This is a genomic window from Arcticibacter sp. (assembly GCF_053551015.1).
The window spans coordinates 250,317-271,895 of the sequence record NZ_JBMQOB010000003.1 but is presented as its reverse complement, the minus strand read 5'-3'; the positions used below and the strand labels follow the sequence as shown (position 1 = coordinate 271,895).

Annotated in this window: 19 protein-coding genes; 14 read left to right on the top strand and 5 right to left on the bottom strand. The window is 44.8% G+C overall.

The annotated features are described in order from the left end of the window. The first annotated feature begins 53 nt into the window (after positions 1-53). Genes ACO1NU_RS01650 through ACO1NU_RS01640 form a run of 3 tightly spaced genes read left to right on the top strand, consistent with a single transcriptional unit; the run spans position 54 to position 5,632 of the window. Positions 54-698, top strand: a complete 645-nt coding sequence (locus ACO1NU_RS01650; RefSeq protein WP_448816705.1) for an HAD family hydrolase — start codon at positions 54-56, stop codon at positions 696-698. Positions 699-700: 2 nt separating this feature from the next. Then, a complete protein-coding gene (locus tag ACO1NU_RS01645) occupies positions 701-1,318 on the top strand; it encodes an HAD family hydrolase (RefSeq protein WP_448816704.1) in 618 nt (205 codons plus the stop codon). A 57-nt stretch (positions 1,319-1,375) separates the two neighbouring features. Further along, positions 1,376-5,632, top strand: coding sequence for a two-component regulator propeller domain-containing protein (locus tag ACO1NU_RS01640; protein WP_448816703.1), 4,257 nt, complete (start codon positions 1,376-1,378; stop codon positions 5,630-5,632). A 37-nt stretch (positions 5,633-5,669) separates the two neighbouring features. Here the strand turns inward: ACO1NU_RS01640 and ACO1NU_RS01635 are convergent, their stop codons facing one another. The 4 genes from ACO1NU_RS01635 to ACO1NU_RS01620 form a co-directional block, all read right to left on the bottom strand. Next, positions 5,670-6,527, bottom strand: a complete 858-nt coding sequence (locus tag ACO1NU_RS01635) for a sigma-70 family RNA polymerase sigma factor (RefSeq protein ID WP_448816702.1) — start codon at positions 6,525-6,527, stop codon at positions 5,670-5,672. 259 nt (positions 6,528-6,786) lie between these two features. Then, positions 6,787-8,019: a metallophosphoesterase gene (locus ACO1NU_RS01630; RefSeq protein ID WP_448816701.1), complete on the bottom strand. Its 1,233-nt coding sequence runs from the start codon at positions 8,017-8,019 to the stop codon at positions 6,787-6,789. A 5-nt stretch (positions 8,020-8,024) separates the two neighbouring features. Further along, complete coding sequence (locus ACO1NU_RS01625; protein ID WP_448816700.1) at positions 8,025-8,558, bottom strand: YfiT family bacillithiol transferase; 534 nt, start codon at positions 8,556-8,558, stop codon at positions 8,025-8,027. A gap of 56 nt (positions 8,559-8,614) precedes the next feature. Further along, the gene (locus tag ACO1NU_RS01620) at positions 8,615-9,202 is read right to left on the bottom strand and encodes a Crp/Fnr family transcriptional regulator (RefSeq protein WP_448816699.1); all 588 of its coding nucleotides are present in this window, start codon (positions 9,200-9,202) and stop codon (positions 8,615-8,617) included. A gap of 275 nt (positions 9,203-9,477) precedes the next feature. Between ACO1NU_RS01620 and ACO1NU_RS01615 the strand changes: the two genes are divergently transcribed. From ACO1NU_RS01615 to ACO1NU_RS01575, 9 genes are read left to right on the top strand one after another with little or no spacing between them, the layout of a single operon-like run. Next, positions 9,478-11,157, top strand: a complete 1,680-nt coding sequence (locus ACO1NU_RS01615) for a GMC oxidoreductase (protein WP_448816698.1) — start codon at positions 9,478-9,480, stop codon at positions 11,155-11,157. A gap of 15 nt (positions 11,158-11,172) precedes the next feature. Further along, entirely contained in the window at positions 11,173-11,742 is a 570-nt protein-coding gene (locus ACO1NU_RS01610; protein WP_448816697.1) for a gluconate 2-dehydrogenase subunit 3 family protein, read from the top strand. Continuing rightward, on the top strand, positions 11,730-12,899 hold the full coding sequence (locus tag ACO1NU_RS01605) for a Gfo/Idh/MocA family protein (RefSeq protein WP_448816696.1): 1,170 nt from the start codon (positions 11,730-11,732) through the stop codon (positions 12,897-12,899). The genes ACO1NU_RS01610 and ACO1NU_RS01605 overlap by 13 nt, the downstream gene beginning before the upstream one ends. Further along, complete coding sequence (locus ACO1NU_RS01600) at positions 12,896-13,951, top strand: sugar phosphate isomerase/epimerase family protein (protein WP_448816695.1); 1,056 nt, start codon at positions 12,896-12,898, stop codon at positions 13,949-13,951. The genes ACO1NU_RS01605 and ACO1NU_RS01600 overlap by 4 nt, the downstream gene beginning before the upstream one ends. A gap of 10 nt (positions 13,952-13,961) precedes the next feature. Beyond that, positions 13,962-14,405: a c-type cytochrome gene (locus tag ACO1NU_RS01595; protein WP_448816694.1), complete on the top strand. Its 444-nt coding sequence runs from the start codon at positions 13,962-13,964 to the stop codon at positions 14,403-14,405. 2 nt (positions 14,406-14,407) lie between these two features. Next, positions 14,408-15,112: a 3-keto-disaccharide hydrolase gene (locus ACO1NU_RS01590; protein WP_448816693.1), complete on the top strand. Its 705-nt coding sequence runs from the start codon at positions 14,408-14,410 to the stop codon at positions 15,110-15,112. A gap of 14 nt (positions 15,113-15,126) precedes the next feature. Continuing rightward, complete coding sequence (locus tag ACO1NU_RS01585; protein WP_448816692.1) at positions 15,127-16,353, top strand: nucleoside permease; 1,227 nt, start codon at positions 15,127-15,129, stop codon at positions 16,351-16,353. After that, positions 16,350-17,231: a hydroxypyruvate isomerase family protein gene (locus ACO1NU_RS01580; RefSeq protein ID WP_448816691.1), complete on the top strand. Its 882-nt coding sequence runs from the start codon at positions 16,350-16,352 to the stop codon at positions 17,229-17,231. Before ACO1NU_RS01585 ends, ACO1NU_RS01580 begins: the two co-directional genes overlap by 4 nt. A 5-nt stretch (positions 17,232-17,236) precedes the next feature. Then, positions 17,237-18,127: a sugar phosphate isomerase/epimerase family protein gene (locus ACO1NU_RS01575; RefSeq protein ID WP_448816690.1), complete on the top strand. Its 891-nt coding sequence runs from the start codon at positions 17,237-17,239 to the stop codon at positions 18,125-18,127. Here the strand turns inward: ACO1NU_RS01575 and ACO1NU_RS01570 are convergent. Further along, positions 18,124-18,999: an AraC family transcriptional regulator gene (locus ACO1NU_RS01570; protein ID WP_448816689.1), complete on the bottom strand. Its 876-nt coding sequence runs from the start codon at positions 18,997-18,999 to the stop codon at positions 18,124-18,126. The genes ACO1NU_RS01575 and ACO1NU_RS01570 overlap by 4 nt on opposite strands. 140 nt (positions 19,000-19,139) lie before the next feature. Here ACO1NU_RS01570 and ACO1NU_RS01565 point away from each other — a divergent pair, with 140 nt between their 5' ends. Together ACO1NU_RS01565 and ACO1NU_RS01560 are read left to right on the top strand one after the other, a co-directional pair. Next, positions 19,140-20,804, top strand: coding sequence for a UxaA family hydrolase (locus ACO1NU_RS01565; protein ID WP_448816688.1), 1,665 nt, complete (start codon positions 19,140-19,142; stop codon positions 20,802-20,804). Positions 20,805-20,813: 9 nt separating this feature from the next. Continuing rightward, a complete protein-coding gene (locus ACO1NU_RS01560) occupies positions 20,814-21,578 on the top strand; it encodes an SDR family NAD(P)-dependent oxidoreductase (protein ID WP_448816687.1) in 765 nt (254 codons plus the stop codon). Position 21,579 lies beyond the last annotated feature (1 nt).

Below are 21,579 nucleotides of genomic sequence, written 5' to 3'. Positions count from 1 at the left end.
TGGCAAAAATCAACAATTGTTTTCAGTATCAAACACCTATTTTTGCCCGCAACATGGATATTACATTGAAGGAACGGTTTGACAGTATCATCTTTGATTTGGACGGCACGCTTTGGGATTCGACTGAAGGTGTTGCTGCTGCATGGCAGTCTGCCAAAGAAGAGTATGGTCACGTGAAAAATGATATTACGGCAGCCAGCATTGGCGGAATTGCCGGAATGGCGTACGATGCTATATACGAATTTCTCTTTCCGGAGTTGAATGATGAGCAGCGTGCGGAGTTTAAAGCAAAGTGTGCAAAAAAAGAGCTTGAGGTGCTAAACAGCCGGGGAGGGATTTTATACCCTGGCTTGGTTGACGCTCTCTCTGCCCTGTCTGAGAAGTATAAGCTTTTTATCGTGAGCAATTGTCAATCAGGATATATCGAAGCATTCCTGAATTATTATAAACTTCACGATTATTTCGCGGGGCATCAATGCTATGGCACGAAAAGCCGCCCGAAAGCAGATAACATCCGCGACATTGTCGACGACCATCAGTTGAAAGCTCCCGTTTATGTGGGGGATACTCAGGGCGATTACGATTCGAGCAAGAAAGCAGGAGTGCCTTTTATATTTGTCTCTTACGGATTTGGAAAAGTGCAGGATGGTCAGATTGCAACGGTAGACAGTTTGAAGCAGCTGGCGGAAGTATTATAAATATGATTGAAAATGATTTGAAATTGGCTCAGCTTACTGAGTTGAGCAAAGGTGATTATAGAGCTTTCTTGTATGATTGCGACGGTACGCTCGCAGATAATATGGGCGCTCATAAGGAGTCGTACGTTCAGGTAGCCGTAGGTGGGGGAGTAACGATAGATCCAGCGATCATCGATGAATTCGCGGGACTTCCGATTCCACGAGTCGTAGAAAAGATCAATGAGCGTTATGGATCAAACTTTGATCCGCAGCATTTCGAAAAAGAAAAATATAAAATATTTTATAACGAGTATATTGAACGTACCAGGCCAGTTCAATATGTAGTAGATCATTTGCTTGCGCATGCCGGTAGAATCAAGATTGCGGTTGTTTCAGGAGGATCCAGGGAAGCAATTGAAAAAACACTTAACGTGCTGGGCATCGCCTCGAAGGTTGAGGTTTTGGTCTGTGCCGGAGAAACTGCTCACGGTAAGCCTTATCCTGATCCTTTCTTGCGTGCTGCAGAGCTGCTTGGGGTTGAACCTGAGGCTTGTCTCGTGTTTGAAGATGCCCGGGCAGGCGTTGAAGCTGCTGAAGCTGCGGGTATGGATTGGGTTCGCATTGACAAGTTAAACGTGTAAAAATGTGTATATTGGCACACCGGATTTTACATGAGATCCGGGTGCTAATTTATAGACATGTCTAAACGTCCTAGCCTTTATCAAAACCTTTGTACGTTCGTATTATGCTTTCTGACAATCTTCTCTTGCTATGCGCAAGATACATTCACATTTAAGCGGCTTACGACCAAGAGCGGTCTCTCGCAGAGTAATGTGACCAGTATAGTCAAAGACCAGAGAGGATTTTTGTGGTTTGCCACACGTGATGGCCTGAACCGCTATGATGGGTATCAGATCAAAACTTATCACTATGACAGGGAGGATAAAACCAGCCTGAGCAGCAGCTATGTGAGTGTTGTTTACGTAGACCCGAAAGGACGGATGTGGGTGGGCACGTCAGCAGGTCTTGACTTGTACGATCCGGTCAGTGATACTTTTAAACATTACAGGCCCTACAAAACAGATACATATGTGAAGACGATTCTTCAGGATCGTGATGGACGTATGTGGATAGGTACCAAAGCAGGGCTCTTTCTTTTCAGTCCCGAAAAAAATCGTTTCGAAAGCTTCTTTCATGACAATGCCGATCCAAACTCGATCAGTAACAACGACATCAACGTTATCACGCAATTTAATGAGCGATATGTGTGGTTCGGAACAACGAAGGGTTTGAACCGGCTAGATCTGAAGACCAGGAAGTTTAGAAGGTATTTAACAGCCATGGAAGCCGGTCGGCAGATAGTCGGATCGGTCAAGGGAATCGTAAAAGGGCAGGATGATTTTATTTGGGTTGCACATGAAGGCAGGGGACTTTCTAAACTTGACCAGCATAATGGTCATCTTGTAAGTATCAGCAAACGGCATCCCGGCTCGGGTCTGCCGAGTGACAATCTTATCGCCATGCAAATGGGTCGTGATGGAAGATTGTGGATTGGAACTGAATCGGACGGACTGATTATCTATGACTATCTCCACGACAAATATGAGCAGTACAAACATGATAGCTTCGATGAAAGCACTATCTCTCACAATATTGTTCGCACTATTTTTCATGATCCCGCAGGTATAGTATGGTTAGGTACAAACAGCGGCGGGGTAAGTTACATCACAAGAAACGCCGATAAGTTTATTCATTACAAACCTATCCCGTATCGTGTAAACAGTCTCGGAAACCCCGGTGTAAAAGGCTTTGCAGAAGACGACAATAAACGAATATGGATTGCTACAGAGGGCGGGGTCGATGTTTTTGATCCTCAAAGAAAGGAATTCAAGCATTATCGGTCTGAAAAGAATGTTGTAAATGGCTTAAGCGATAACAACGTTTATTGCGTGGCGAAGATCGGCAGGGATTCTATGGCATTTGGCTCATTTGATGGGGGGCTGGACATCCTCGATATCAAAACAGGAAAGTTCAGCAACTTCAGGAAGGATCCTGAGAATCCAAATTCGCTATCTGATAACCGGATATTTAAAATCTTTGTTGACAGTCGCGATCATGTCTGGCTGGCTACCTGGGCAGGTGGACTAAACCAGTTCAACAAGAAGACAAAAAGAATAACGCGCTATTCTATTCCGCGGGATTTGCAGAAGATGAACGAGGCTTTGATCTATACGATCACTGAAGATACAGACGGCAATATGTGGCTCGGAACAGAGCAGGGTGTATATTTCCTGAACGTGAAGACTGGTGCTTTCAAGCGATATAAGCATAGTAACGAAGATAATGAGTCGTTGAGTAATAATATCGTAACATGCTTTCTGCTGGATTCCAGGAAGAACCTATGGATTGGCACCGCCGGTGGAGGGATTAACTTATTTAACCGGAAATCGGGCAAGTTTACGCTGCTAGGCAGGAAGAAGGGACTTGCCAGTGACTACATACATGGTATAGTGGAAGACCAGGCAGGCGATCTCTGGATCAGTTCCAACAACGGGTTGAGCAGGTATCAGCCGATGACCGGTAAGGTGACGAACTACGGCCTTGCATATGGCCTTCAGGGACTGGAATTTAAACAGGATGCTACACTTAAAAGCTCGGATGGATCTATCTACTTTGGAGGTATTAATGGTTTTAATGTGATTAGGACCAATGAAATCGCTACCAATACGGCTGTTCCTAAAATCGTATTTACTGGTTTTAGTATCCTGAACAAGCTTACGAGCCACCGTGACGAAGGCTCCCCCCTGAAACAAGATATTACAGAGACCAAGCATGTTGTCTTGCATGAAAAGCAGTCTACTTTCTCACTTGAGTTTGCTGCCCTGAATATTATCGCACCTGAGAACAATCAGTATGCCTATAAAATGGTAGGTCTTCACGATAGCTGGATCCACCTTGGAAGTCAACGTTCGGTCAGTTTTACTAATTTACCGCAGGGTGATTACACGCTCATTGTAAAGGGGTCGAACAATGAAGGAATTTGGAATGAGCACGGCGCCACTATTCAGATACGGGTCGTTCCAGTTTTCTGGAAATCCTGGTGGTTTATTAGTTTATTGGTCATTATGGGTTGCGTCGCCATATATGGTTTGTACCGACTAAGGGTTAAGGTGATAAAGATGCAGAAGGCGGCACTGGAACGCCTGGTTAAGCAGCGTACGAGGGAAGTTTATGCCCAGGCGCAGGAAATTCAGGAACAGTCTGAGAAGCTCCAGGCGACGAATGAGGAATTGCAGTCGCAAGCTGAAGAGATTCAGCAGCAGGCAAACTATTTACATGAGCTTAATGAGAAACTGAATATTCAGAAGGAGCAAGAAGCCGAAGCCAGAAAAGAGGCAGATAAAGCTAATCAAGCAAAGAGTGTGTTCCTTGCCACAATGAGTCATGAAATTCGCACGCCTATGAACGGGGTGTTGGGAATGGCATCTCTGCTTTACGATACCGACTTGAATCCTGAACAGCGTGAATACGCAAGGACTATAAAAAGCAGTGGAGAAAATCTGCTTTCGGTTATCAATGACATTTTGGATTTTTCGAAGATTGAATCGGGCAAAATGGAGCTTGATCCCCACGAATTTCATCTCCGTACGGCAATTGAGGATGTGATGGATGTGTTTGCCTGGAAAGCTGCGCAACAAGGTATCGATCTCGTTGTTCATATTGATAAAGACTTGCCAGAGTCGTTTATAGGTGATGATCAGCGACTCACCCAAGTATTGATCAATCTGGTAGGCAATGCTGTCAAGTTCACACAATCCGGAGAGGTATTTCTTGATGTAAGGAAGGGCGAGAACTTGTGTGGTGGGAAACTGCGTATTGTCTTCGAAGTGTCGGACACAGGCATCGGCATCCCTGAGGAATTTCAGGCCAATTTGTTTAATGCATTTTCGCAGCTCGATTCGTCGACTACCCGTAAGTACGGGGGGAGCGGACTGGGTCTAGCGATTTCCATGCGACTGGTTAAATTGATGGGCGGTGAGATCAGTGTGAAAAGTAAATTGGGGGAGGGGTCGACGTTTTCATTCGACATGGTCTGTGAACAAGGTAAGCAAGGCCGGCAGGAAGATCTCTCGCCTACGTCGATCGAAGGTAAAAAGATCCTCATCCTGGACGATAATGCCACAAACCTGAAGGTACTGAGTCTACAGTTAAAACAGTGGAATCTGAACGTCATATGTACCGACTGCGCTTTTGACGCTTTGGATATTATCACGAAAGAAGAGTTTGATCTCATCATTACGGATATGCAGATGCCAGAGAAGGATGGAGTTGGTTTCGCTCTGGAGGTAAGAGAGCGTATCCCGTCTCTGCCGCTACTTCTACTGACCTCTATGGGGGATGATTCGGCGAAGAAGTACCCTGACCTATTCTGTGATGTTCTTACGAAGCCAGTAAAGCAGCGCGTATTGGCGAAGGTCATCAAGCGGATACTTTGCAGTGGTGAGGTAAATCCATTTCGCAAACAACGAGGGGTGGCTCTGGACGGAGGTTTCGCAGAGACACATAAGATGGATATTTTAGTTGCAGAAGATAATCAGATCAATCAGATGCTCATTAACAGGATTCTTAATAAGCTGGGCTATTCTCCCGTTATTGTAGAATCTGGACTTGAGGTGCTCGATGTAATGGAACAAAGAAGCTTTGACCTGATTCTGATGGACGTACAGATGCCGGGGCTCGATGGACTAGCTACAACGCGGCGGATACGATCTCAGGAAGCATTGCCGCAACCGATAATCATTGCTTTGACAGCCAGCGCAATGAAGGAGGATAAAGATGCGTGTCTTACTTCTGGCATGGACGACCATATATCAAAGCCAATAAATATTCCGGACTTGGTTGCTCTACTGGATAAATATCATAAAAGGCTACAAATGCAAAGAGCCGAAATGTAAATCCCGGCTCTTTGTTATTGTTGTATATACCTTAATGTTATAGGTAAGATTGTAGAATCTTACTTCTGGATGCGTGTTTCAGGCGCTGAAGAGACTTGTCTTTTAGCTGACGAACGCGTTCTCTTGTTAAATTGAACTTTTCTCCAATCTCCTCCAGCGAAAGCGGGTTATTGCTACCAATTCCAAAGAATAGGATCAATACTTCGCGGTCACGTTCAGAAAGCGTAGCCAATGAACGGCTGATTTCCATTGCGAGCGAGTCATTGATTAAATCACTGTCAGTTCCAGGATCGTCGCTTTGCATGACGTCCAATAGAGTGTTCTCTTCTCCTTGTACGAAAGGCGCATCCATAGATACCTGGCGTCCAGCATTGCTCAAAGAATCCGATATTTTGTCGACTGTAGTTTCAAGGATGTCGGCCAATTCTTCAGGAGAAGGTTGGCGCTCGTATTCTTGTTCAAGCTTAGAGTAAGCCTTGTTTATCTTGCTTAATGAACCTATCTGATTTAAAGGAAGACGTACTATACGTGATTGCTCAGCAACAGCTGAAAGAATAGATTGTCTGATCCACCAAACAGCGTAAGAAATAAATTTGAAGCCCTTGGTTTCGTCAAAGCGTTTGGCCGCCTTTATAAGTCCCAGGTTTCCTTCATTGATAAGGTCACCTAATGTTAATCCCTGATTCTGGTACTGTTTTGCCACAGAAACAACGAAACGTAGATTCGTCTTGGTCAGACGTTCTAATGCAGCCTGATCACCTTCACGTATTTTCTGTGCAAGGATTACTTCTTCTTGTGCAGTAATTAAATCTACTTTTCCGATTTCGTGAAGATATTTATCCAGGGATTGGGATTCACGATTGGTAATAGATTGGGATATTTTAAGTTGTCTCATTTTTTATCAAATGTGTTAGTACAACGCGGTCGTTACATCTAACGGAAATTATTGTAAACTATTTTGCTTATCTCAATTATTGTTATAACATTTACAACGGAAAAGACCGCACAAGGTTGCAGTTATTTTCAAGTAAATAGTCTGAATAATTTGATTGGATTGTAGTTACGGCTGTAAACATTGCGGCAAAGATAACAATTCTAAGTTAAAAACTGTGTAATAACTGTAAATACAACGTAAAATTCAGCGAGTTATCTTTTTAGCCTTTCTGAATACTCCCTCTTCGCAGTGTGATGAATGTAATCTCTGGCCATATACCTACCCTTCCTGAAAAGCCGAGAAAGCCGAAGCCTCTGTTTATGTTAAGGAAGCGTCCGTCGAAGCTGGTAATTCCTGCCCAATGGGGGTAACGATACTTTATCGGACTCCACTTTATACCGAGCGCTTCGAGGCCCACTTGCATTCCATGGGTGTGACCCGCGAGTGTAAGGTGGACTTTCAACGGATACTTTCTTATGATGTTTTCCCAATGTGTAGGGTCATGTGACAGCAGGATTTTAAAAGCGCCGGGTTTAACCCCATTTAACGCCTTTTTTACGTCGCCCCGTTCGCCAAAGCCTACACCCCAGTTTTCGACTCCTGCCAAAACAATTTCCTGATCATCTTTTTGTAAAACAACATGCTCATCAAGCAGTAATTTATATCCGAGTTGGGTATGATAACCTTTAAGTTCCTGCAAATTTCGGGTTTTTGTTATCGGGTCAGGCCATTGGATATAGTCGCCGTAGTCGTGGTTTCCCAAAACGGAAAACTGTCCGAGAGGCGCCTTTATTTTTGAGAAGAGATCTATCCAGGGACGGATCTCAGAAGCTTTGTTGTTTACCAGATCTCCTGTGAAAACAAAAAGATCAGCTTGTTGCGCATTAATGAGATCGATGCCTTTAGATACAGCTTTCTTATTGCCGAAGCTTCCCGCGTGAACGTCAGATATCTGAAGAATTGTAAATTGATCGAAGGCAGGAGGGAGGTCCTCAAAGTAGAGATCATGTTTGATGACCCGATAAGCATACTTTCCCCGGACTATTCCATAGATGAACAGCAGACAGCTTAACGAGGATAAGGTAAGCGCAAATTCAATGACATACACACTTCTTTCGGGGAAGACTAGCTGCCTGTCTATCAGAAGTCTGTATAGTGCGGTTATTCCTCGAAAAATATCAGAAGGGAGTAGAATAGAAACAAATACCAGCTCGCTTATCACGAGGAGCAGAAAGGCGTGGGCGATTGTTTTCGAAATGCCTGACATACCTGTGCTGCGTATTCGGACAAGTGCAAGCGGAAGAGATAGAAGTACCAGACCGACTGCTGAAAGAAAACAGGCTATGGCCGTTGGATCATTTATCAGCACCCGAATACCGCTCAGTACATACCAATTTAGAAGCAGAAGGATTAAAATAAAGGTCCCTAGTATGGGTAGAACGTTACGTTTCATTGATCCTACCAGCCTTTCCGCTCCCGAAGTCCTCTTATCTGTTCCATGTGGTGCCGGCTATGCCATGCATAATGAGCAGTCATCTGCCACATAGCGACATGCTCTTTGGACTCGGGATGGAAATATGATCTCTGCCAGTCATTGTCCGTCATGGACGTCAATGTGTCGCTCCAGCGTCTGTGAAGGGCATGGAGAAGTGTAATAGACACGTTAACAGGCACCGTGTTGTTATCAGGAAGTTCAGCCCAAAGTTTTTCATTGTAGGGTTTTACGACCGGGTTGTCTTCTGTCAAAGCCAACTTGAGCCGTATATATGCATTCATCTGGCTGTCTGCCAGATGGTGGATTACCTGGTTTATCGTCCACCCTCCAGGGCGATAAGAGGTGTTCAGTTGCCCCTCATCCAGGTTTTCTATACAGACGTCAAGCCAGGAAGGCATTGCCCGGATGACCGACAAAGATGTATTGATCAGTTCCAGAGTAAAAGTTTCCGGTGCTTTGTAGCGGCCTATCGGGTAAGCCCAGATGTCTGTATTCATAAATCAGCATTGTGAGAAGCTAAAATACTTAATACAATCGAATGTTTTTGGCGCTTTTAGGGATGCCCTAACAATAAATTCTTGAGTATGAAATTGTAGGTTTGGCTATTTGTTCTCAGATAGGAAATGATATCCTTCTTTCGGCAGCTCTTAATCACCTGGGGTAGTTCTGCAATCAGCATCTTTACGCGGTTCTCTAGCGGCTCTGATGCTAAGAATTCTTTTTTGTCTTCTGCAAGTCCGGAAAAGAAGTCTCTCATTTTGGCGAAGCCTTCACGGATTTCCTTATTCCCGTCCATCAATGCCATGAGTCTGAAATAGTCAATGCTGTAAATGATGCAATCTGTTTCAGTTGTAAAAGTTGAGAGTGACCCCTTTCTCTTTTCGAAACTTTCAAGATCTGTGAAGAAGCTATTTTCTGTTATAAAAGCGATCGTTTTTTGATGCCCTAGCTGCGAGATGTAATATCTTCTTACTATACCAGTGTGAAGAAAATAGACATTGCGATTAGTGAACCCTTCCCTCAAAAACACTTTTTCTTTCGGAAGTTCCAGGATCTTAAATGAACTGAGTAGTTCAGGGATTAGCTCTGTTGGAACGCTGCAAAATTGATTTAGTCTCTGGATCAATGGATGACTGTGCATAAGGCTTATTGTTATGGATGCTAATCTATTGATGGTTGGTATAGTTAAAAATGACGTCCATCACGAAAGATTGATACTCTAAGCATTTTTTTTGCTCAATTTACTCCGATAAATCTTTTTAATATTTATATTAGGGCACAAGGGTATTCCAGACATGGAAAGACCGCTGTTTATTAACCAATTTAAATCTAAGCATATCTACGTTGTAAGGGGGTGAAGCGCGGGCTGACTGTGGCATGCAGACGATCGAAACTATACCTAAATATCACAACCAAATGGCTAACCATTCATACGATGCGATTGTAATCGGCTCAGGCATTTCAGGCGGGTGGGCAGCTAAGGAACTTACTGAAAAAGGACTGAAGACACTGCTTTTGGAAAGGGGAAGGGACGTTCAGCATGTTAAGGATTATGTCAATGCGAACAAAGCGCCCTGGGAATTTGAACACAGAGGGGGACGAACCCAGGAGATGATTGATAACTATCCTGTGTTAAAGCGGGATTATCCCCTGAATGAAACAAACCTTGACTTCTGGGTAAATGAGCAGGAAAGTCCCTATGTTGAAGTAAAGCGTTTTGACTGGTATCGGGGGTATCAGGTGGGAGGACGATCCCTTACATGGGGCAGGCAGAGCTATCGGTTTAGCGATTTCGACTTTGAAGCTAATGCGAAAGAAGGTATCGCTATCGACTGGCCTATCCGTTATCGGGACATAGCACCCTGGTATAGCTATGCCGAGCGTTTTGCCGGTATAAACGGGAATGCTGACGGGTTACCTCAATTACCTGACGGTGATTATTTACCGGCAATGGACATGAATTGTGTTGAAAAGGATGTCGCTGCACGTATCAGATCACATTATAAGAATGCCCGCACGATGATTATTGGTAGAAGCGCTAATCTAACAGCCAAACATCAACATCGAACAAATTGCCAATACCGAAACAAATGCTGGCTAGGATGCCAGTTCGGAGCCTATTTCAGCACTCAGTCGGCCACTCTGCCAGCGGCTGTTGCTACAGGTAATCTGACCCTTCGTCCATGGTCAATTGTTACCCGTATCCTGTATGATAAAGAAACGAAAAAGGCGTCAGGAGTTGAAATTCTTGATGCGCAGACGAATCAAACCTATACATTTAATTCAAAGATCGTATTTGTTTGTGCATCAACACTGAATTCGAGCTGGATTCTCATGAACTCGGCTACGGATGTTTGGGAAGGGGGACTGGGTAGTAGTAGTGGAGAGTTGGGACACAACCTGATGGATCATCATTTCAGATGTGGAGCCTCAGGGGTCGCAGAGGGTTATGATGACAAATATTATTACGGAAGGCGACCAAATGGTATCTATGTACCCCGGTTCAGGAATCTTTTTGGAGAGAAGCGTGACTATTTGCGAGGTTTCGGATACCAGGGAAGTGCCAGCAGAGACAACTGGGGTCGGGAGATTGCCGAATTTAATATAGGAGGAGAATTCAAAGATGCTTTATGCGAACCCGGACAATGGCGAATTGGCTTAGGTGCGTTTGGCGAAACTCTGCCCTATCATGAGAACAGAGTCTCATTAGATAGCAGTATAAAAGATAAATGGGGGTTGCCTGTGCTTGCAATCGATTGTGAGATAAAAGCTAACGAGCATGCGATGCGGAAAGATATGATGCTCGATGCAAAAGAGATGCTGGAAATATCCGGAATCAAAGAAGTTAATACCTACGATTCAGGCTATGCCATGGGGCAGGGTATACATGAGATGGGAACGGCACGCATGGGGCGGGACCCGAAAACTTCTGTTCTCAACCAATGGAATCAGGTTTGGGATGCACCCAACGTCTTTGTAACTGACGGCTCTTGTATGACATCAGCCAGCTGTGTTAATCCATCACTGACATACATGGCCCTTACCGCACGTGCGGCAGATTATGCTGTCAGGGAGTTGAAAAAGGGCAATATTTAAAGCAAACTGAAAAAGATGAACAGAAGAGAAGCTATAGCGAGAGTTGCGTGGATTATGGGCGGAACTGTGCTCGGTGCTGAACTATTCATGAACCTGGGTTGTAATTTAACGGAAAAAAGCGGGTCTGAACTACTCGACACAGATCAAATTAGCTTGCTGGATGAGATCGCTGAAACCATACTTCCGCAAACATCAACGCCTGGTGCAAAGGCAGCTAAGGTTGGACAATTTATGAACGTGATGGTTAAAGATTGCTACACCAAAGAAGATCAGAAGGTGTTCAAAGATGGTTTGTCGGCTTTAGAGAAAGAATTTGAGAACAAGTATAAACAGTCTTTTATAGATGCTGATCAAGTAAAACGAACAGAGTTTTTAACTTTATTAGACAAACAGCAGAGAGATTTTGCTGCAAGTAAAAAACCGGAGGCACCTAACCACTATTTTGCGATGATGAAGCAGCTCACGTTGCTCGGGTATTTCACTTCCGAAGTGGGGGCTACCCAAGCTCTCCGCTATAATCCCGTTCCCGGGCGCTATGATGGTTGTACACCCTATAAGAAAGGCGACAGAGCATGGGCAATATGAAATTAAGGTTGGGTATGATTGGTGGTGGACCGGGAGCTTTTATCGGAGCTATTCACCGGATTGCCGCCAGGATGGATGATGAATATTCGCTGGTATGTGGGGTGTTTAGTAGCGATGCTGAGAAGTCAGCATCGATGGGCAGTACCCTGGGACTCGAGAAGAAGCGTATCTATGCGAGTTACAGACAACTTATTGAGGAGGAGGCGCTACTTTCAGCAGAGGAACGTGTGCAGGTTATCAGCATAGTAACACCTAATCACCTGCACTTCGAGCCGGCGAAGCTGGCTCTGGAGAATGGCTTCCATGTCATTCTCGATAAGCCTGCAACATTCTCGCTGGCAGAAGCAATTGAACTGAAAAAGATCTGCGAGAAAACCGGCCGGCTTTTTTGCCTTACCCATACTTACACGGGCTATCCAATGGTTAAGGAGGCCAGGCAGGTTGTTCTTTCCGGAAAACTTGGGGAAATAACAAAAATCTACGTGGAGTACCCACAGGGTTGGCTAAGTCGTTTCGAGGAGGGATCCGGGGACAATAAGCAGGCTTCCTGGAGAACAGATCCAGCCAAAAGCGGTATTGCGGGAGCTATGGGTGATATAGGTACCCACGCGTTCAATCTGCTTGAATACGTTAGTGGCTTACAGGTAGTAAAATTGTGTGCAGACGTAAATACTGTTGTTGCAGGCAGGCAACTCGACGATGACGGCGCGGTGCTTCTGAAGTTCTCTAATGGTTCGAGTGGGGTATTAATGGCGACTCAGATAGCTTCAGGAGAAGAAAATAATATCAAAATAAGAGTCTATGGCCAGCAGGGAGGCCTGGAGTGGCAGCAGTCTGATGCGAATACACTCAAATTGATGATGGCCGATAAGCCAGTTCAATTGCTCAGGACAGGAGGTTCGTATTTAAGTTCATTCGCGGGTCAGAACACCCGGACCCCGGCAGGGCACCCTGAAGGTTACCTGGAAGCATTTGCTAACCTTTACCGAAACTTCGCGCAAACGATAAAGGCCAGTCTGGCTTCGCAACAACCGTCCCCGGAACAACTTGACTTTCCGGGAATAGAGGAGGGAGTGAGGGGTATGGCTTTCATTGAAAATGTTATACGATCAGGTAAGTCAGATCAAAAATGGTCGTCATTTAGCTTGGAAATATGAAGACAATCAAAGGACCAGCAGTTTTTATCGCTCAATTTATCGGCGCAGAGGCGCCATTCAATAGCCTAAGTTCAATTTGTAAGTGGGCTAAAAGCCTCGGTTTTGAAGGTATCCAGATTCCAACTACAGACAGTCGCTTTATAGACCTGAAACAGGCGGCAGAGAGCAAAACTTATGCAGACGAGATCAGGGGAATAGTGGAGGACGAAGGTCTTCAAATTACCGAATTGTCCACTCACTTACAAGGACAGCTGGTTGCTGTTAATCCAGTTTACGATTCGTTATTTGATGGCTTTGCTCCGGAAAAATACAGAAATAATCCCTCGTTGCGTCAGGAATGGGCCGTAGAGCAACTGATGTATGCGGCGCGAGCATCTGCGAACCTCGGTGTTAAAGCACATGCAACATTTAGCGGGGCCTTGCTGTGGCCGATGCTATATCCGTGGCCGCAGCGGCCTGAAGGAATTGTGGAGGAAGGTTTCAAGGAGCTTGCCAAGCGTTGGTTACCCATTTTGAATAGGTTTGATGAGTGTGGTGTAGACGTCTGCTACGAGATACATCCCGGTGAAGATCTTCACGATGGCATTAGCTATGAGATGTTTTTGGAGAAAGTTAACAATCATCCCAGGGCTTGCCTCCTTTATGATCCTTCCCACTTTGTACTTCAATGCCTGGATTACCTTTCCTATATTGATCATTATCATGAACGTATAAAAGCTTTTCATGTTAAGGATGCAGAGTTTCTTCCCACTGGGAAACAAGGGGTTTATGGGGGCTATCAGTCATGGGTGAACCGGGCAGGACGGTTTCGCTCTCCCGGCGATGGGCAGGTGGACTTCAAAGCAATCTTTAGTAAGCTCACTGCCTATGACTTTGATGGTTGGGCCGTAATGGAATGGGAGTGTGCACTAAAGAATTCAAATGATGGTGCGAAAGAAGGCGCGAAATTCATCAGCGACCATATCATTCGTGTGACAGAAAAGGCTTTCGATGATTTTGCCGGAAGTGATATGGATGGAAAGCTAAATAGACGTATTTTAGGCTTACCATAATATAAATTACATGAAAAAAATAGTCTTTTTGCTGGCTGCGGCCGTGGTAAGTGCTTGTGGAAGTCCATCTGAATCAGGAAACAACAGAGATTCCGTCAGTGCCGGAGATATGGCTGCTGCCACCCGTCAGTCGGAGGTTGATACCAACGTAAACGACATCGGAACGAATCGTAACGCGGGAGCACCTGCGTCTGGATCTTTCGAAAAGGGTGCAGAGTTGATCTCGTCGTCTGACTGCCTGAGTTGCCATAAGGAAAAGATCAAAATCATTGGTCCTGCCTACGTAGACGTGGCAAAGAAATATGAAGCATCAGATAAGAATATTGATATGCTTGCCCGGAAGATTATCGAAGGAGGCAGTGGTGTTTGGGGAGATATCCCGATGACTCCGCACCCTTCCATCTCGCAGGCTGATGCTAAAGAAATGGTACGCTATATACTCTCACTAAAATAATTATGAACGCTCTCTCTTTATCGGCAGTAGCCATGATGGCTGTTATCGGATGCACAAACGCAAAAACCAGTTCTGAGCAGGATGGCCCCTGGGAAGTCCTTTTTGATGGCAAGTCGCTACATGGATGGCATTCCTATGGGAAGCCGACGGCTGGAGCTGCATGGAAAGCTGAAAACGAAGTATTGCATTTTGATGCCGCTGCCAAACAAGGAGGAGCTTCGGGAGGTGATCTTGTTACTGATCAGGAATACGATAACTTTCACTTGCAATTAGAGTGGAAGATATCTTCTAAGGGGAACAGCGGAATCATCTTTTATGTAAAAGAAGACGCGAGCAAATATCCTGAAACCTACAATACCGGGCTTGAAATGCAGGTGCTCGACAATGATGGTCATCCCGACGGTAAAATTCATAAACATCGGGCGGGTGATCTTTATGATCTGATTGCATGTTCAAAGGAAACGGTTAAGCTTCCTGGCGAGTGGAATCGGGTTGATATCATTAGTGATAAAGGAAGACTTGAGTTCAGGCTCAATGGAACGGTAGTCGTAGCCACAACTTTATGGGATCAAAACTGGAAGGAGTTGATTTCGAAAAGCAAGTTTGCATCAATGCCGGGATTCTCGATATATCGAAAGGGGAAGATCGCCTTGCAAGACCATGGCGATGAGGTTTGGTATCGAAACATTCGGATTAGAAAACTATAGACCTAACACAAAGTATGAAACTAACCAACCGAATAAAGCTATCTACCATGATGTTCCTGGAATTTTTTATCTGGGGCGCATGGTTTGTTACACTGGGTACGTTCCTCGTGAAAGAACTTAGTGCGTCAGGCACCCAGATCAGCTTAGCTTATCTGACTCAGTCCATCGGGGCAATCATTGCGCCTTTCATAATAGGTCTTATTGCTGATCGCTTTTTTGCTGCGCAAAAAATTTTAGGGGTATTACATCTTTTAGGAAGTGTAATACTGTGGCTCGCGTCACAGGCACCGGCGTTCGAAAATTTTTTTCCGCTGATTGTGGTCTATATGATTGTGTACATGCCTACACTGGCACTTGTGAATTCAGTATCGTTCAGACAGATGAGCAATCCTGCCAGAGAGTTTCCTTCCGTGCGGGTACTAGGAACCATAGGGTGGATTGTAGCAGGGCTGACGATCGGGTATTTAGGCTGGGAACAAACGAATTCATTATTGCTAACCTTTAAGATGGCAGCAGGAGCATCATTCGTTCTTGGCTTGCTGAGCTTTACACTACCTCCGGCACCTCCGGTAAAGCGTGAAGGTAAAGTCAGTATTAATGAAATACTGGGCCTTGACGCACTAAAGCTGCTGAACAATCGGTCTTATCTTCTGTTCTTTTTATCTTCAGTAGCTATCTGTATCCCGCTAGCCTTCTATTATAATTTTACGAATTTGTACCTGAACGAAGCAGGCCTGAAATCAGCGGCGGCTGTACAATCACTTGGTCAGGTTTCTGAAGCGTTATTTATGCTGCTAATACCTGTGTTCTTTATACGTTTAGGAGTCAAGAATATGCTCGCTATCGGCATGGCGGCATGGGTACTTCGTTATTTGTTTTTCTCGTTCGGAAACATCGACGAAAACTATTGGATGCTTCTTGCAGGCATTGTATTGCATGGCGTATGTTATGACTTTTTCTTCGTGACAGGTCAGATCTATACGGATTCCCATGCAGGTGAACGGTTTAAAAGTGCTGCCCAGGGAATGATTACACTGGCTACTTACGGAGTCGGAATGATGATCGGGTCATTGGTGTCGGGTCCCATAGTTGACGCTTTCGCGACCTCTGACGGGCACGACTGGAGGATGATCTGGCTTGTTCCAGCGTCGGTTGCAGCCTTGGTGCTCTTATTGTTTCTTGTCTTTTTTAAAGAAAAGAAAGTATCTGTAAAGCAAACTGAAATTAACGCACTATCATGAACGAGAGACGATCTGCGATAAAGACGATCCTGGCGGGCGCAGCTACATTAACCACCTTATCCATGACACAGACTTGTGCCGCATCCACAACTTCAAAGGAACAGTTGTCCGCATTGAAGGGTAATATCAATCATTCCGTTTGCCGGTGGTGTTTTAATGATATGAGCCTCGACGAGTTGTGTAAGGTAGGGAAAGGCTTAGGTCTGAAGGCGATAGACCTGGTCGGCCCTAAAGAGTGGGACGTCCTGGAAAAGTATGATTTGGATTCTTCCATGTGTAACGGAGCAGAGATCAGCCTCACCGAAGGATGGAACACTGTAGCTTATCATGAGAGGCTGATAGATAATTACGCAGATATGATTCCCCGCGTTGCAAAAGCGGGTTATAAAAATCTGATATGCTTCAGCGGAAACAGGCGGGGAATGGATGATGAAACCGGCTTAAAAAACTGCGTTACCGGAATCAAAAAGGTTCTTTCCTTAGCTGAAAAACACGGCGTCGTGCTGGTAATGGAGCTACTGAACAGTAAGCTTAACCACAAGGATTATCAATGTGATCGAACAGCCTGGGGAGCTGAACTAGCCCAAGCACTCCACTCGGAGAATTTCAAGCTTCTATATGATATCTATCATATGCAGGTGAATGAGGGTGATGTGATCCAGAACATACGTGATTATCATCCCTTTATTGCTCATTACCATACTGCAGGTGTGCCGGGAAGGCACGAGATCGACGAAACACAAGAGCTGTATTATCCAGCTATAATGAAAGCAATTAAAGAAACCGGATTCAAAGGGTATGTTGCGCAGGAGTTTATACCCTCACAGCCCGATAAGATTGCTTCTCTACGAAAGGCAATTCAAATATGCGATATATAAAGAACATGATTAATAGAAGATCTTTCCTTGAACAGGTGGCAGTACTTGCTACCGGTGCCATAATTCTTCCTCAATTTTCTTGCGCCGTTGCTAGTCCTCAGAAGCAAGTAGGTCTGCAGCTGTATACGCTAAGGGACGAGATCCCGAAGGGTGTGGTGAAGGTCATTGAACGAGTAGCCCTGGCTGGGTACAGGGAAGTCGAAGTTTTCGGATATGATCCTAAATCACATTTTTGGAACTATACACCTCAGGCTTTTTCGGAGATTTTGGAATCGAATAACCTAAAGGCTATTAGTGGGCACTATGATTTTGATGAATTTTTATCCCCGCAGTCCAGGGAGGACCGGCTCAAAGCCAATGTTGAAGCAGCTTCTGCACTGAAGCATCAGTTTCTAACGATTCCCTATATCAATGAAAAGTACCGCACGTCTGCCGATGATTATAAAAAATTAGCCGAAAGATTTAATCGTGCCGGAGAAATATGTAAAGCCGCTAATCTTCAGTTAGCTTATCACAATCATGCTTTTGAATTTCAGCAATATGGCGAAACAACGGGCTACGATATTCTTCTTCGGGAAACTGATCCCAAGCTTGTGAAGTTTGAGATGGACCTATACTGGGTAGTGCGTGCCGGCCGGGATCCGCTCGAACTGTTTAATCAAAACAAGGGCCGCTTCGAACTATGGCACGTGAAAGATATGGACAAAAAAAATGCCTCACTCAATACTGAAGTCGGGAATGGTTCCATTAACTTCGAAAAGATTTTCGCGGCATCTGGGGTATCTGGTTTAAAGAACGTGTTTGTTGAGCAGGAGAACTTCTCTATAGACCCATACGAAAGTATCACCAGAAGCGCCACATTTATAAAGAAGAACCTCTTACCAAAAATGGTCTAGCCCTGGTTTCCGATGATGCTTCTGCGATAGCTCAGCGGGCTTTTCCCCATCGTATTTTTGAAGTGTGAATGGAAGCTGGTGAAATTGGAAAATCCGCTTTCATAACAGATTTCCTTCACACTCATTTTGTTTTCCATCAGCAGTTTACACGCATATCCAATTCTAATCTCGTTGATGAAGCCTGAATAGGTCTTACCGGTGCGCGACTTAAAGTATTTACAAAATGAGGTTGGATTGATTCCTGCAATGGCAGCGACGCTCTGCAACTCAATCTTTTGGCGAAAGTTCGCTATGGAATAATTGTAGATATCTTGTAATCTGTCCTTCCGGGAGAGTGAGACAGTGTGTTTAAATCCTATCGATGCAAGCGTTACGGCCGACTCAGTGTCTGCAATGTTTGACAAGATTTGCATTAGTAAAATAATTTTCCTTGGCCCTTCCGCTTCCACAATATCTTCAATGAGCGGGAGTGCAAAATGGTCGGGCAGTCCGGCGAGATGTAGCCCAAGGTCAGACCGGCTGATCAGGTCTTTAAGTACTCTGTTTTCGGGCAGTTCTAAGAAAGACTTACCCCAGAAATCCTCGCTGAAGTGCACTACGTAAATCTCAGTCTCTGCGCTCCCGATTGGATCAAAGTAGGTGTCATCAAACCGAAAGTGATGGGGCAGATTTGAACCGATTAGAACGATATCGCCAGATTGGAAGGGCCTGATAGAGTCGCCAACAAACTGGGTTCCTGATCCGCTTTTGAAGTATACAAGTTCAATTTCCGGATGATAGTGCCACTGATTGTTTATCTCAGGGCTTACGTCTTTTCTGGCGCTGAAAGAATGCGTAGCGCCCTTTGAAACTTTAAGCAGTCTGGGTTTCATCTCTGATAGATATCAGCTAATATATTCAGAAATGACCATGAAAGAGTCCGAAGTGGACAATTTTCTTTAACAATAGGACAATAGGAGGGAATTATATCCATGTATCTTATTATTAATTTGTAGAACCAATTAAACAGCTGATGCAAGAAGCCGAGGAATACACATATATTCAGATCCATAGTGCAGACAATGTTCTTGTTGCGTTAGTGGACCTTCCGAAAGGAACGTTAATCGAATTTGGAACATCAAGATTTTACCTCACCACAAATGTAAGTGCGAAGCATAAGTTCGCCTTAACAGATTTAGCGCCAGGTGATGCCATTCTGATGTATGGTGTCCTTGTTGGAAAGGCATCTGAGCCGATCCTCCGGGGTGCCGCGCTAACAGTCGAAAATGTACAGCATGCTTCCGGAGAATTTACACTGGGAGCGCGTAAGACTAGCTGGGAAAAGCCAGAAGCAGGTCGGTTTGAGTCTGCTACATTTCTGGGCTATCACCGTAAAGATGGGAGCGTAGGGACTGCAAATTACTGGCTGATCATACCACTAGTGTTCTGCGAAAATCGGAACGTCGATATGATCAGAGAAGCATTGACGGAGAAGTTAGGCTTTAAAAAACCAAAAGGATATGAATCAGAGGTCGAATCAATCCTCAGTATGTATCAGACAGGGAAGACCGCCGCTGAGATCCTCGATGCCGATCTCGAAGCTTCTTTCGATACGAAACAATCGAGCAAAGTTTTTCCAAATGTAGATGGAATTAAGTATCTGCAACATGGCTTAGGATGCGGAGGCACTCGCATGGACTCAGACGCCCTCTGCGGACTTCTGGCGGGGTATATTACCCATCCGAATGTTGCAGGTGCTACGGTATTAAGTCTCGGATGTCAACATGCACAGGCAAGCATTCTGAGGGACGAAATAGAAAAAAGAGATCCGGAATTTTCAAAGCCTCTGTTTATACTGGAGCAACAGCAAATAGGTACGGAGGAGAGAATGTTGCAAATGGCATTGAAACAAACGTTTGTAGGCCTGATTGAAGCAAATAAAAGCCAGCGAGAGCCGGCACCCTTGTCTAAGCTCTGTGTCGGACTCGAATGTGGAGGCTCGGATGGATTCTCCGGAATCTCTGCTAACCCTACACTTGGAAGGCTCTCCGATATCTTAGTTGCGCAGGGTGGTAGCGTCATTCTTGCCGAATTTCCGGAATTATGTGGCGTGGAACAGGAGCTGAGCGATCGCTGCACAAATGAAGATCTCGCCAACAAGTTTATGCATCTGATGCGAACTTACAATGCGAGGGCTGAAGCTGATGGTTCAGGCTTTTATGCCAACCCTTCTCCCGGAAATATCAAGGACGGACTCATAACAGATGCTATCAAATCTGCAGGTGCAGCTAAAAAGGGAGGTACATCGCCGGTTGCAGACGTGTTGGATTATCCAGAGAAAGTTAAAAAAGATGGTTTAAACCTGCTATGCACGCCAGGGAGCGATGTGGAAAGTACAACAGCTGTCGTTGGCGCGGGCGCAAATATCGTGCTGTTTACGACCGGGCTCGGGACACCCACCGGAAATCCCGTAGCGCCTGTCTTGAAAATATCTACCAATACGGCGCTCTCCAGGCGAATGCCTGATATCATTGACATCAACTGCGGGACAATCATTGAAGGAAAAGAAAACATTGAACAAGCTGCAGAACGTATGCTCGATTATGTCATTCAGGTTGCTAGTGGAGAAATCATTCCGAAAGCGGTAGCCCTGGGTCAGGACGACTTTATTCCCTGGAAGAGAGGGGTATCACTATAATTTACAAAAATGTTCAGTTTAAAGCATAAAAATGCCGTCATAACAGGTGGCGGAAGCGGTATAGGAAAGTCCATCGCAGAAGTATTTGCGCGACAAGGAGCCACTGTGCACATCATTGATCTTTCTGAGGATGCCGGAAGGCAGGTTGCCGAAGTTATACAGGCAGAAGGTGGAAACGCGAAGGCTTATGCGCTCAATGTGGTCAATCAGGAAGATGTAATTAAAACCTTCCAAAAGATCGGAAATATCGATATTCTTGTAAACAACGCAGGAATCGCGCATGTCGGAAGTGTCGAGAAATGCTCAGAATCTGATTTCGAAAGAGTCTTTCAGGTAAATGTTAAAGGTGCATATAATTGTATATACGCAACAGTGCCAATCATGAAAGCAAGTGGCGGGGGATGTATGTTACACATGGCATCAATCGCTGCAGCCGTGGGCATTCCTGATCGTTTCGCTTATTCAATGAGTAAAGGAGCGATACATTCTATGAGCATGTCTGTTGCAAGGGATTATCTCCATGACAACATACGAAGTAATACGATATCGCCCGCCCGGGTTCATACCCCTTTTGTGGATGGATTTATCTCAAAGAATTACCCTGGAAATGAGGCGGAGATGTTTGAAAAGTTATCAGCGAGCCAACCTATCGGAAGAATGGCGAAGCCTGAAGAAATAGCTAACCTTGCTCTTTATCTTTGCTCGGATGAAGCTGGTTTCATCACAGGTAATGATTACCATATTGACGGAGGATTTATTAAACTTAACAACTAAC